This is a genomic window from Streptomyces sp. NPDC025638, assembly GCF_055558775.1.
This window is the reverse complement of the sequence record NZ_JBVHLX010000017.1, coordinates 152,923-165,247: the sequence shown is the minus strand read 5'-3', so window position 1 is coordinate 165,247 and position 12,325 is coordinate 152,923. Positions and strand designations below refer to the sequence as shown.

General features: G+C 68.7%; 11 protein-coding genes. All 11 read right to left on the bottom strand.

Features of this window, described 5'->3' with window-relative positions; translation table 11 throughout:
• Positions 1–5: 5 nt before the first annotated feature.
• Genes nuoL through ACZ4EG_RS36305 form a run of 11 tightly spaced genes read right to left on the bottom strand, consistent with a single transcriptional unit; the run spans position 6 to position 12,315 of the window.
• On the bottom strand, positions 6–1,901 hold the full coding sequence (nuoL, locus tag ACZ4EG_RS36355) for an NADH-quinone oxidoreductase subunit L (protein ID WP_453560194.1): 1,896 nt from the start codon (positions 1,899–1,901) through the stop codon (positions 6–8).
• A 14-nt stretch (positions 1,902–1,915) separates the two neighbouring features.
• Positions 1,916–2,215 carry an NADH-quinone oxidoreductase subunit NuoK gene (nuoK, locus tag ACZ4EG_RS36350; protein WP_066995480.1) on the bottom strand — a complete coding sequence of 100 codons (300 nt, stop codon included), beginning with the start codon at positions 2,213–2,215 and terminating at the stop codon, positions 1,916–1,918.
• Positions 2,212–3,054, bottom strand: coding sequence for an NADH-quinone oxidoreductase subunit J (locus ACZ4EG_RS36345; protein WP_453560191.1), 843 nt, complete (start codon positions 3,052–3,054; stop codon positions 2,212–2,214). Before ACZ4EG_RS36345 ends, nuoK begins: the two co-directional genes overlap by 4 nt.
• Positions 3,051–3,662: an NADH-quinone oxidoreductase subunit NuoI gene (gene nuoI, locus ACZ4EG_RS36340; RefSeq protein WP_453560189.1), complete on the bottom strand. Its 612-nt coding sequence runs from the start codon at positions 3,660–3,662 to the stop codon at positions 3,051–3,053. Before nuoI ends, ACZ4EG_RS36345 begins: the two co-directional genes overlap by 4 nt.
• Positions 3,655–5,019 carry an NADH-quinone oxidoreductase subunit NuoH gene (nuoH, locus tag ACZ4EG_RS36335; RefSeq protein ID WP_390711565.1) on the bottom strand — a complete coding sequence of 455 codons (1,365 nt, stop codon included), beginning with the start codon at positions 5,017–5,019 and terminating at the stop codon, positions 3,655–3,657. Before nuoH ends, nuoI begins: the two co-directional genes overlap by 8 nt.
• On the bottom strand, positions 5,016–7,520 hold the full coding sequence (locus tag ACZ4EG_RS36330; RefSeq protein WP_467793617.1) for an NADH-quinone oxidoreductase subunit G: 2,505 nt from the start codon (positions 7,518–7,520) through the stop codon (positions 5,016–5,018). The genes nuoH and ACZ4EG_RS36330 overlap by 4 nt, the downstream gene beginning before the upstream one ends.
• Positions 7,517–8,866 carry an NADH-quinone oxidoreductase subunit NuoF gene (nuoF, locus tag ACZ4EG_RS36325; protein WP_453560182.1) on the bottom strand — a complete coding sequence of 450 codons (1,350 nt, stop codon included), beginning with the start codon at positions 8,864–8,866 and terminating at the stop codon, positions 7,517–7,519. The genes ACZ4EG_RS36330 and nuoF overlap by 4 nt, the downstream gene beginning before the upstream one ends.
• On the bottom strand, positions 8,863–9,675 hold the full coding sequence (nuoE, locus tag ACZ4EG_RS36320; RefSeq protein WP_467793616.1) for an NADH-quinone oxidoreductase subunit NuoE: 813 nt from the start codon (positions 9,673–9,675) through the stop codon (positions 8,863–8,865). Before nuoE ends, nuoF begins: the two co-directional genes overlap by 4 nt.
• Positions 9,672–11,012 carry an NADH-quinone oxidoreductase subunit D gene (locus ACZ4EG_RS36315; protein WP_453560178.1) on the bottom strand — a complete coding sequence of 447 codons (1,341 nt, stop codon included), beginning with the start codon at positions 11,010–11,012 and terminating at the stop codon, positions 9,672–9,674. Before ACZ4EG_RS36315 ends, nuoE begins: the two co-directional genes overlap by 4 nt.
• Positions 11,009–11,764, bottom strand: coding sequence for an NADH-quinone oxidoreductase subunit C (locus tag ACZ4EG_RS36310; protein WP_453560176.1), 756 nt, complete (start codon positions 11,762–11,764; stop codon positions 11,009–11,011). The genes ACZ4EG_RS36315 and ACZ4EG_RS36310 overlap by 4 nt, the downstream gene beginning before the upstream one ends.
• Positions 11,761–12,315 carry a NuoB/complex I 20 kDa subunit family protein gene (locus ACZ4EG_RS36305; protein ID WP_361466338.1) on the bottom strand — a complete coding sequence of 185 codons (555 nt, stop codon included), beginning with the start codon at positions 12,313–12,315 and terminating at the stop codon, positions 11,761–11,763. Before ACZ4EG_RS36305 ends, ACZ4EG_RS36310 begins: the two co-directional genes overlap by 4 nt.
• Positions 12,316–12,325: the final 10 nt, after the last annotated feature.

The following is a 12,325-nucleotide window of genomic DNA, read 5'->3' as shown; positions in this document are numbered from 1 at the left end:
CGGTATCAGACCGCCCTCATCAGCAGGGTCGCGGCGACCAGGAGTGCCGCACCGCCGAACATCGAGACCGCGTAGGACCGCGCGAAGCCGTTCTGGACCTTGCGCAGCCGTCCGGACAGGCCGCCGAAACCGGCCGCCGTGCCGTTGACGACCCCGTCGACCAGGGTGTGGTCGACGTACACCAGGGAGCGGGTGAGGTGCTCACCGCCGCGGACCAGGACGACATGGTTGAAGTCGTCCTGGAGCAGGTCGCGCCGGGCGGCCCGGGTGAGCAGCGAGCCACGCGGGGCGACGGCCGGAACGGGCTTGCGGCCGTACTGCGCGTAGGCGATGCCGGCACCGACGACCAGGCACACCAGGGTGGCGGCGGTGACCGTCATGGCGCTGACCGGCGAGTTCCCCTCGCTGTGTCCGGTGACCGGCTCCAGCCAGTTCAGGAAGCGGTCGCCGAGGTTGAAGTAGAAACCGCCGAAGACCGAGCCGACGGCCAGCACGATCATCGGGATCGTCATGACCTTCGGCGACTCGTGCGGGTGCGGCTCGTGGCCGTTCTCATCGGGCTGCCAGCGCTGCTCGCCGAAGAACGTCATCAGCATCACGCGCGTCATGTAGAACGCGGTGATGGCCGCGCCCAGCAGGGCCACACTGCCCAGGATCCAGCCCTGGGTGCCGCCCTTGGCGAAGGCCGCCTCGATGATCGCGTCCTTGGAGTAGAAGCCGGACAGGAACGGGAAGCCGATGATGGCGAGGTAGCCGAGGCCGAAGGTGACGAAGGTGACCGGCATGTACTTGCGCAGGCCGCCGTACTTCCTCATGTCGACCTCGTCGTTCATGCCGTGCATGACCGAACCGGCGCCGAGGAACAGCCCGGCCTTGAAGAAGCCGTGCGTCACCAGGTGCATGATCGCGAAGACGTAGCCGATGGGGCCGAGGCCCGCGGCCAGCACCATGTAGCCGATCTGCGACATGGTCGAGCCGGCCAGGGCCTTCTTGATGTCGTCCTTCGCGCAACCGACGATCGCACCGAACAGCAGCGTGACCGCGCCGACCACGGTGACCGCGAGCTGCGCGTCGGGGGCTGCGTTGAAGATCGCTGCGGAACGGACGATCAGGTAGACACCCGCGGTCACCATCGTCGCGGCGTGGATGAGGGCCGAGACCGGGGTCGGGCCCTCCATCGCGTCCCCGAGCCAGGACTGCAGCGGCACCTGGGCGGACTTGCCGCAGGCGGCCAGCAGCAGCATCAGGCCGATGGCGGTGAGCTTGCCCTCGGAGGCGTCACCGACGTGGCTGAAGACCGGTCCGAAGGCGAAGGACCCGAACGTCGTGAACATCAGCATGATCGCGATCGACAGGCCCATGTCGCCGACGCGGTTGACCAGGAAGGCCTTCTTCGCGGCCGTCGCGGCACTCGGCTTGTGCTGCCAGAAGCCGATCAGCAGGTACGAGGCGAGACCGACGCCCTCCCAGCCGACGTACAGCAACAGGTAGTTGTCGGCGAGGACGAGCAGCAGCATCGCCGCGAGGAACAGGTTCAGATAGCCGAAGAAGCGGCGGCGCCGCTCGTCGTGCTCCATATACCCGACCGAGTACAGGTGGATCAGCGAGCCCACACCGGTGATCAGCAGGACGAATGTCATCGACAGCTGGTCGAGGCGGAAGGTGACGTCCGCCTGGAAGCTGCCGACGGAGATCCACGTCCACAGGTGCTGGGTGAGCGTGCGGTGCTCGGCGCCCTTGCCCAGCAGATCGGCGAAGAGGATCACGCCGAACGCGAAGGAGGTGAAGGACAGGAGCGTGCCGATCCAGTGGCCGACGGCGTCCAGGCGCCGGCCACCGACCAGCAGGACGGCCGCTCCGAGCAGGGGCGCCGCGATCAGCAGCGCAATCAGGTTCTCCACGATTCAGCGACCCCCTACAGCTTCATCAGGCTGGCGTCGTCGACCGAGGCCGAGTGGCGGGTACGGAACAGCGACACGATGATCGCGAGCCCGACCACGACCTCCGCGGCGGCGACGACCATCGTGAAGAAGGCGATGATCTGGCCGTCGAGATTGCCGTGCATCCGGGAGAAGACGACGAACGCGAGGTTGCAGGCGTTGAGCATCAGCTCGATGCACATGAACACGACGATCGCGTTGCGTCTGATCAGCACGCCCGTGGCGCCGATCGTGAACAACAGGGCGGACAGATAGAGGTAGTTGACGGGGTTCACTTCGACGCCTCCTCGGCCCGCTTGAAGTTCGCCGGCTCGATCTCGGTCCGCTCCAGCCGCTCCTCGGCGCGCTGCTCCAGGGCCCGCAGGTCGTTGAGCGCCTCCACCGACACATCACGGATCTGGCCGCGCTCGCGCAGCGTCTTGCTGACCGTGAGCTCGGAGGGGGTGCCGTCGGGCAGCAGGCCCGCGATGTCCACGGCGTTGTGCCGGGCGTACACACCGGGGGCGGGCAGCGGCGGCACGTTCTTGCCCTCGCGGACGCGCTGCTCGGACAGCTCGCGCTGTGTCTTGGCCCGCTCGGTGCGCTCGCGGTGCGTGAGCACCATGGCGCCGACGGCCGCCGTGATGAGCAGGGCGCCGGTGATTTCGAAGGCGAAGACGTACTTGGTGAAGATCAGGGCCGCGAGGCCCTCCACGTTGCCGTTCGCGTTCGCCTTGCCGGTGCCGTCGAACTCCTTCAGGGAGGCGTTGCCGATGCCCGCGAAGAGCAGGACACCGAAGCCGACCCCACACGCAAGGGCCAGCCAGCGCTGACCCTTGATGGTCTCCTTCAGCGAGTCCGCCGCGGTGACACCGACGAGCATCACCACGAACAGGAAGAGCATCATGATCGCGCCTGTGTAGACGACGATCTGCACGATGCCCAGGAAATAGGCGCCGTTGGCGAGGTAGAACACCGCCAGGACGATCATGGTCCCGGCGAGGCAGAGCGCGCTGTGTACGGCCTTCTTCATGAAGACGGTGCACAGGGCGCCGATCGCGGCGACGCTGCCGAGGACCCAGAACTGGAAGGCCTCTCCGGTGGAGGTGGTGTAGGCGGCGAGCTGCGCGCTCATGTGTCGGCCCCCTGTTCTTCCGGCTGCTCACCCTTGGAGACGGCGACCTGACGCACCGTCCCGGGCGCCGCCTCGGTGACAAGACCCCGGTAGTAGTCCTGCTCGTCCATCCCGGGGAAGATCGCGTGGGGCGTGTCGACCATGTTCTCGTCGAGACCGGCGAGCAGCTGCTCCTTGGTGTAGATGAGGTTGGCGCGGCTGGAGTCCGCCAGCTCGAACTCGTTGGTCATCGTGAGCGCGCGCGTGGGGCACGCCTCGATGCACAGGCCGCACAGGATGCAGCGGGCGTAGTTGATCTGGTAGACGCGGCCGTACCGCTCGCCGGGCGAGTAGCGTTCCTCGTCCGTGTTGTCGGCGCCCTCCACATAGATGGCGTCGGCGGGGCAGGCCCAGGCGCACAGCTCACAGCCGACGCACTTCTCCAGGCCGTCCGGATGGCGGTTGAGCTGGTGCCGTCCGTGGAACCGCGGAGCCGTGGTCTTCTTCTGTTCCGGGTACTGCTCGGTCAGCCGCTTCTTGAACATGGCCTTGAAGGTCACGCCGAAGCCGGCCACGGGGTTCAGGAAACCGGGCTTTGTCTGCCCGGTCTCCTTCGGCTCCTCAGCCATCGGACGCCTCCTTTCCATCCGAAGATCCGTCACTGACAGTGTCCGACCCACCACTGACAATCAGCTCTCGCTCGCGGCGCGGGCGGCGCCGGGGCACCGGCGGCAGCTGCTGTCCGGGCAGCGGCGGTACGGGGAATCCGCCGGCCGCCGGGTCGAACCCGGCCTGCTCCTCGGCGGGTGCCTCGGCCGTCTTCGCCTTCTCGCGGAACATGTCGGCGACGAAGGTCAGAAGCAGCAGGGTCAGGACACCCCCGCCGACGTAGAGCGCGATGTCGGCGAAGTCGTAGTGCTCGTTGCGCAGGGTCCGCACGGTCGCGACGAGCATCAGCCAGGTCACGGAGACCGGGATGAGGACCTTCCAGCCGAGCTTCATCAGCTGGTCGTAGCGGACGCGGGGAAGCGTGCCGCGCAGCCAGATGAAGAAGAAGAGCAGCAGCTGGACCTTGATGACGAACCAGAGCAGCGGCCACCAGCCGTGGTTCGCGCCCTCCCAGAAGCTGCTGATCGGCCAGGGGGCCCGCCAGCCGCCGAGGAAGAGCGTGGTCGACACGGCCGACACCGTCACCATGTTCACGTACTCGGCGAGCATGAACATCGCGAACTTGATGGACGAGTACTCGGTGTTGAAGCCGCCGACCAGGTCGCCCTCGGACTCCGGCATGTCGAAGGGGGCGCGGTTGGTCTCGCCGACCATCGTGATGATGTAGAGGACGAAGGAGACCGGCAGCAGCACGATGTACCAGCGGTTCTGCTGCTGTTCGACGATCGTCGACGTCGACATCGACCCCGAGTAGAGGAACACGGAGGCGAACGCGGCGCCCATGGCGATCTCGTACGAGATCATCTGCGCGCAGGAGCGGAGGCCGCCGAGCAGCGGATAGGTGGATCCGGAACTCCAACCCGCCAGCACGATGCCGTAGATGCCGACCGAGGCGACCGCGAGGATGTAGAGCATCGCGATCGGCAGGTCGGTGAGCTGCATCGTGGTGCGCGTACCGAAGATCGAGATCTCGTTGTCGGCCGGTCCGAAGGGGATCACCGCGATCGCCATGAAGGCCGGGATGGCCGCGACGATCGGCGCAAGGACGTAGACCACCTTGTCCGCGCGCTTGACGATGAGGTCTTCCTTGAGCATCAGCTTGATGCCGTCGGCGAGCGACTGGAGCATGCCCCAGGGGCCGTGCCGGTTGGGGCCGATGCGCAGCTGCATCCAGGCGACGACCTTGCGCTCCCAGACGATGGAGAACAGCACGGTCACCATCAGGAAGGCGAAGCAGAAGACAGCCTTGACGACGACCAGCCACCAGGGGTCGCGGCCGAACATCGAGAGGTCTTCAGCGGCGAGGTACGGGCTCATGCCTCCACCTCCTCGGGGGCCTCACCGGCGGTGGCCGCCGGGCCGATGCGGACGAGGGCGCCGGGCAGCGCCCCGGTGTCGGAGGCGACGCCCCCACCCGCGGAGTTCAGCGGGAGCCAGACCACGCGGTCGGGCATCTGAGTGATCTGCAGCGGGAGTTCGACCGCACCCGAAAGTCCGGTCACGACCAGGACGTCGCCGTCCGCGACACCCGCCTCGGCGGCCGTCGCCGCCGACAGGCGCGCGCGTGCCGCGTGCCGGGTGCCGGCGAGCGCCTCGTCGCCCTCCTGGAGGGCGCCCTGGTCGAGCAGCAGCCGGTGCCCGGCGAGCACGGCCTCTCCGGCGGCCGGACGCGGCAGCGCGACTCCCGTCTCCAGCGGGTCCGAGGCCCGCGGTCCGTCCCAGGCGCCGAGCCGGTCCAGCTCCGCGCGCGCGGTGCGCAGGTCCGGCAGCCCCAGGTGGACGTCCATGGCGTCGGCCAGCATCTGCAGGACACGCGCGTCGGTCGGCGACAGCCGTTTGGTCATCTGCTCGGGCTTGAGCGCGGCCTCGAAGAAGCGGGCCCGGCCCTCCCAGTTGAGGAAGGTGCCCGCCTTCTCGGCGACCGCGGCGACCGGGAACACGACGTCGGCGAGCTCGGTGACCTCGCCGGGCCGCAGCTCCAGCGACACGACGAAGCCGACCTCGGACAGGGCCTCACGCGCGCGTGCCGGATCGGGCAGGTCGGCGACCTCCACACCGGCGACCAGCAGCGCCTGGAGCTCTCCGCTCGCGGCGGCGTCGATGATCCGGTCGGTGTCCCGGCCGTAGCGGAGCGGGAGTTCGGCGACTCCCCAGGCCGCGGCGACCTCCTCACGCGCGCGGGGGTCGGTGGCCGGACGTCCGCCCGGCAGCAGCGACGGCAGCGCGCCCGCCTCGATCGCGCCGCGCTCCCCGGCCCGGCGCGGGATCCACACCAGCTGGGCGCCGGTCGCGGCAGCGGCCCGTACGGCGGCGGTGAGGCCACCGGCGACCGCGGCCAGCCGCTCACCGACGACGATCACCGAGCCCGCGGCGCGCAGCGCCTCGGCCGCCTTCGTCCCCGGCTCCTCCAGGCCGACCCCGCTCGCGAGCGCGTCCAGCCACTCGGTCTCGGTGCCGGGAGCGGCCGGCAGCAGCGTGCCGCCCGCCTTCTCCAGGCCCCGGGTGGCGTGCGTGGCCAGCGAGAACACCTTCTGCTTGTGCTTCCGCCACGCCTTGCGCAGCCGCAGGAAGACGCCGGGCGCCTCCTCCTCGGACTCGAACCCGACCAGCAGGACGGCGGGTGCCTTCTCCAGGGAGGTGTACGTGACGCCCGTACCGTCGAGGTCGCGGCCGTGTCCGGCGACGCGGGCGGCCAGGAAGTCGGCCTCCTCGCCGCTGTGCACGCGCGCGCGGAAGTCGATGTCGTTCGTGTCGAGGGCCACGCGCGCGAACTTGCTGTAGGCGTAGGCGTCCTCGACGGTCAGCCGCCCGCCGGCCAGGACACCGGTCCTGCCGCGCGAGGCCAGCAGCCCCTGCGCGGCGATCTGCAGCGCCTCCGGCCAGGACGCCGGTTCGAGCTCACCCTCGGCGTTGCGCACCAGGGGTGTGTCCAGCCGGTCCTTGAGGTGCGCGTACCGGAACGCGAAGCGTCCCTTGTCGCACATCCACTCCTCGTTGACCTCGGGGTCGTTGGCGGCGAGCCGCCGCATGACCTTGCCGCGCCGGTGGTCGGTGCGGGTGGCGCAGCCGCCGGAGCAGTGCTCGCACACGGAGGGCGAGGAGACGAGGTCGAAGGGGCGGGAGCGGAAGCGATACGCCGCCGACGTCAGCGCGCCGACCGGGCAGATCTGGATGGTGTTCCCGGAGAAGTACGACTCGAAGGGGTCGCCCTCGCCGGTGCCGACCTGCTGCAGCGCGCCCCGCTCCAGCAGCTCGATCATCGGGTCGCCCGCGATCTGGTTGGAGAACCGGGTGCAGCGGGCGCACAGCACGCACCGCTCGCGGTCGAGCAGCACCTGGGTGGAGATCGGGACGGGCTTCTCGTACGTCCGCTTGCGGCCGTCGAAGCGGGACTCGGCGTTGCCGTGCGACATCGCCTGGTTCTGCAGCGGGCACTCGCCGCCCTTGTCGCAGACCGGGCAGTCCAGCGGGTGGTTGATGAGGAGGAACTCCATCACACCGTGCTGCGCCTTCTCGGCGACCGGCGAGGTGAGCTGAGTCCTCACCACCATCCCGTCCGTACATGTGATCGTGCACGACGCCATGGGCTTGCGCTGGCCCTCGACCTCGACGATGCACTGGCGGCAGGCGCCGACCGGGTCGAGGAGGGGGTGGTCGCAGAACCGGGGGACCTCGACGCCGAGCTGCTCGGCGGCCCGGATGACCAGGGTGCCCTTGGGCACGCTGATCTCCATGCCGTCGATCGTCAGCGTGACGAGGTCCTGCGGCGGGACCGCCGCCTCTCCCCCTCCCGTGGGAGTGCTGGTGGTCACGGTCATGCGTTCACCTCCGGGCGGTCGGCCCAGGCCGTCGACTTTGCCGGGTCGAAGGGGCAGCCCCGGCCCGTGATGTGCTGCTCGTACTCCTCGCGGAAGTACTTGAGCGAGGAGAAGATCGGCGAGGCGGCACCGTCGCCGAGGGCGCAGAAGGCCTTGCCGTTGATGTTGTCGGCGATGTCGTAGAGCTTGTCGAGGTCGGTCATGGCGCCCTTGCCGGCCTCGATGTCACGCATCAACTGGACGAGCCAGTACGTGCCTTCGCGGCAGGGTGTGCACTTGCCGCAGGACTCGTGGGCGTAGAACTCGGTCCAGCGGGTCACGGCGCGCACGACGCAGGTGGTCTCGTCGAAGCACTGCAGGGCCTTTGTGCCGAGCATGGAACCCGCGGCGCCCACTCCTTCGTAATCGAGCGGGACGTCGAGGTGCTCCTCGGTGAACATCGGCGTCGAGGAGCCGCCCGGAGTCCAGAACTTGAGGTGGTGCCCGGGGCGCATCCCGCCACTCATCTCCAGGAGTTGGCGGAGCGTGATGCCGAGCGGCGCCTCGTATTGGCCGGGGCTGGCGACGTGGCCGCTGAGCGAGTAGAGCGTGAAGCCGGGCGACTTCTCGCTGCCCATCGACCTGAACCATTCCTTGCCGTTTTTCAGGATGGCGGGAACCGACGCGATGGACTCGACGTTGTTCACAACAGTCGGGCACGCATAGAGGCCCTCGACGGCAGGGAAGGGGGGACGGAGCCGCGGTTGACCACGGCGGCCTTCGAGCGAGTCGAGCAGTGCGGTCTCCTCACCGCAGATGTACGCGCCGGCGCCGGCGTGCACGGTGAGCTGGAGATTCAGTCCGCTGCCCAGGATGTTCTCGCCGAGGTAGCCCGCCTCGTAGGCCTCGCGCACGGCCTCGTGCAACCGCCGCAGAATGGGGACGACTTCACCCCGCAGATAGATGAAGGCATGCGACGACCTGATGGCATAGCACGCGATCACAATGCCCTCGATGAGGCTGTGCGGGTTCGCGAAGAGGAGCGGGATGTCTTTGCAGGTCCCGGGCTCCGATTCGTCGGCGTTGACAACTAGATAGTGCGGTTTTCCATCACCCTGCGGAATGAACTGCCATTTCATTCCGGTCGGGAATCCCGCGCCGCCGCGCCCGCGCAGACCGGAGTCCTTGACGTACGCGATCAGGTCGTCCGGCGACATGGCGAGCGCCTTGCGCAGTCCCTCGTACCCTTCGTGCCTCCGGTAGACGTCCAGCGTCCAGGACCTGTCCTCGTCCCAGAAGGCCGACAGCACGGGTGCGAGCAGCTTCTCGGGGCTGGTGTCCTTGAGATCGGCTGCCACGGTCATCACTCCCCCTCCTCGGCGGTAGGCCCTGCCGGGTGGTCCGGGTCGGCGGCCGATGTGTCCTGCGGCTCGTCGTGCGGTCCGCCGTCCCGCGGATGCACCACCCGCGCGGGTGCGGTCTCTCCCTTTGCCAGGCGAAGGCCCACCAGCGAAGCGGGGCCGGCGCTGCCGCTCTCCTCGACGGCCCCGGGCCGCTCGTCGGGGAAGCCGGCCAGTATGCGGGAGGTCTCCTTGAAGGTGCACAGGCGCGCCCCGCGCGTGGGCTCGACGGGGCGTCCCTCGCGGAGGTCGTCGACCAGTTGCCGTGCGCTCGCGGGGGTCTGGTTGTCGAAGAACTCCCAGTTGACCATCACGACCGGCGCGAAGTCGCAGGCCGCGTTGCACTCGATGTGCTCCAGGGTGACCTTGCCGTCGTCGGTGGTCTCGCCGTTGCCGAGGCCCAGGTGGTCCTGGAGGGACTCGAAGATCGCGTCGCCGCCCATCACCGCGCACAGCGTGTTGGTGCAGACGCCGACCTGGTAGTCGCCGCCCGGCCTGCGCCGGTACATGGTGTAGAAGGTGGCGACCGCGGTGACCTCAGCCGTGGTCAGGTCCAGCATGTTCGCGCAGAACTGCATCCCGGTGCGCGTGATATGGCCCTCCTCCGACTGCACGAGGTGCAGCAACGGCAGGAGCGCTGACCGGGAGTCGGGGTAACGCGCGATGACCTCGCGCGCGTCCGCCTCCAGCCGGGCTCGGACGTCGTCCGGGTAGTCGGGTGCGGGCAGCTCGGGCATGCCCAGGCTGACGCCCCGCTCCGAAGAACTCGTGCTCACCGGTCGACGCCTCCCATCACGGGGTCGATGGATGCGACGGCGACGATGACGTCGGCGACCTGGCCGCCTTCGCACATGGCCGCCATGGCCTGCAGGTTGGTGAAGGACGGGTCCCGGAAGTGGACCCGGTAGGGGCGGGTGCCACCGTCGGACACGACGTGCACCCCGAGCTCGCCCTTGGGCGACTCGACTGCCGCGTACGCCTGTCCCGGCGGTACGCGGAAGCCCTCGGTGACCAGCTTGAAGTGGTGGATCAGGGCCTCCATGGAGGTGCCCATGATCTTCTTGATGTGGTCGAGGGAGTTGCCCAGTCCGTCCGGTCCCAGGGCGAGCTGGGCGGGCCAGGCGATCTTCTTGTCGGCGACCATGACCGGTCCGGGCTGCAGCCGGTCCAGACACTGCTCGACGATGTGGAGCGACTGGCGCATCTCCTCCAGGCGGATCAGGAAGCGTCCGTAGGAGTCGCAGGAGTCCGCGGTCGGGACCTCGAAGTCGTAGGTCTCGTAGCCGCAGTAGGGCTGGGTCTTGCGCAGGTCGTGCGGCAGGCCGGTGGAGCGCAGGATCGGGCCGGTGGCGCCGAGGGCCATGCAGCCGGCCAGGTCGAGGTAGCCGATGTCCTGCATGCGGGCCTTGAAGATGGGGTTCCCGGTGGCGAGCTTGTCGTACTCCGGGAGGTTCTTCTTCATCTTCTTCACGAACTCGCGGATGTGGTCCACCGCGCCGGGCGGCAGGTCCTGGGCGAGTCCGCCGGGCCGGATGTACGCGTGGTTCATGCGCAGGCCCGTGACCAGCTCGTAGATGTCGAGAATCATTTCACGATCACGGAATCCGTAGATCATGATCGTGGTGGCGCCGAGCTCCATGCCGCCGGTGGCGATGCACACCAGGTGGGAGGACAACCGGTTCAGCTCCATCAGGAGCACCCGGATGATCTTGGCGCGCTCGGTGATGGCGTCCTCGATGCCGAGGAGCTTCTCGACGGCGAGACAGTAGGCGGTCTCGTTGAAGAAGGACGTCAGGTAGTCCATGCGCGTCACGAACGTGGTGCCCTGAGTCCATGTGCGGAATTCGAGGTTCTTCTCGATGCCCGTGTGGAGATAGCCGATGCCGCAGCGGGCCTCGGTGACCGTCTCGCCCTCGATCTCCAGGATGAGTCGAAGCACTCCATGGGTGGACGGGTGCTGGGGACCCATGTTGACGACGATGCGCTCGTCGTCGGCGCGGGCCGCGGACTGGACGATCTCGTCCCAGTCGCCACCGGTGACCGTATATACGGTGCCCTCGGTGGTCTCGCGCGCCGAGGCGGCCGAGGCTGCGGATGCTGACTGCGTGCTCACGAGTACGACCTCCGCTGGTCCGGAGCCGGGATCTGGGCGCCCTTGTACTCGACGGGGATGCCGCCGAGGGGGTAGTCCTTGCGCTGCGGATGGCCCTGCCAGTCGTCCGGCATCATGATCCGCGTCAGGGCCGGGTGACCGTCGAAGACGATCCCGAAGAAGTCGTAGGTCTCGCGCTCGTGCCAGTCGTTGGTCGGGTACACGGAGACCAGGGACGGGATGTGCGGGTCGCCGTCCGGGGCGCTGACCTCCAGGCGGACCAGCCGGTTGTGGGTGATCGAGCGCAGGTGGTAGACGGCGTGCAGCTCGCGGCCCTTGTCGTGCGGGTAGTGGACGCCGCTGACGCCGGTGCAGAGCTCGAAGCGCAGGGCCGGGTCGTCGCGCAGGGTCTGGGCGACCCGGACGAGGTGCTCGCGATCGATGTGGAAGGTGAGCTCGCCGCGGTCGACGACCGTCTTCTCGATGGCGTTCTCGGGGAGGAGTCCCTGTTCCTCCAGGGCGCCCTCCAGTTCGTCGGCGACCTCGTCGAACCAGCCGCCGTAGGGGCGGTTCGCGGGTCCCGGGAGCCGGACCGAGCGGACGAGACCGCCGTATCCGGAGGTGTCGCCGCCGTTGTTGGCGCCGAACATGCCGCGCTGGACGCGGATCTCCTCGCCGCCCTGGCCGCGCTGGCCGGGGAGGTTGTCGGCGGCGAGGTCCTTGTCGGGGTTCACGCCGTTGGAAGCACCGCTGGTGCCGTTCGCGTCGCTCACCGCAGCAGCCCCTTCATCTCGATCGTGGGCAGCGCCTTGAGCGCGGCCTCCTCCGCCTCGCGGGCCGCTTCCTGGGCATTCACACCGAGCTTGGAGGACTGGATCTTCTGGTGGAGCTTGAGGATCGCGTCCATCAGCATCTCGGGCCGGGGCGGGCAGCCGGGCAGATAGATGTCGACCGGGACGATGTGGTCGACGCCCTGGACGATCGCGTAGTTGTTGAACATGCCGCCCGAGGAGGCGCAGACGCCCATGGAGATCACCCACTTCGGGTTGGGCATCTGGTCGTAGACCTGCCTCAGCACCGGCGCCATCTTCTGGCTCACCCGGCCCGCGACGATCATCAGGTCCGCCTGCCGCGGTGAACCGCGGAAGACCTCCATGCCGAAGCGTGCCAGGTCGTAGCGGCCGGCGCCGGTCGTCATCATCTCGATGGCGCAGCAGGCCAGGCCGAACGTGGCGGGGAAGACGGACGCCTTGCGCACCCAGCCCGCGGCCTGCTCGACGGTGGTCAGCAGGAAGCCGCTCGGCAGCTTTTCTTCGAGTCCCATGTCGTTAGGC

Bases quoted from the DNA above. Each gene is read 5' to 3' on its own strand.
- ACZ4EG_RS36345 (WP_453560191.1), bottom strand. From the start codon at position 3,054: ATGAGCGCGCAGCTCGCCGCCTACACCACCTCCACCGGAGAGGCCTTC.
- nuoI (WP_453560189.1), bottom strand. From the start codon at position 3,662: ATGGCTGAGGAGCCGAAGGAGACCGGGCAGACAAAGCCCGGTTTCCTG.
- nuoH (WP_390711565.1), bottom strand. From the start codon at position 5,019: ATGAGCCCGTACCTCGCCGCTGAAGACCTCTCGATGTTCGGCCGCGAC.
- ACZ4EG_RS36330 (WP_467793617.1), bottom strand. From the start codon at position 7,520: ATGACCGTGACCACCAGCACTCCCACGGGAGGGGGAGAGGCGGCGGTC.
- ACZ4EG_RS36305 (WP_361466338.1), bottom strand. From the start codon at position 12,315: ATGGGACTCGAAGAAAAGCTGCCGAGCGGCTTCCTGCTGACCACCGTC.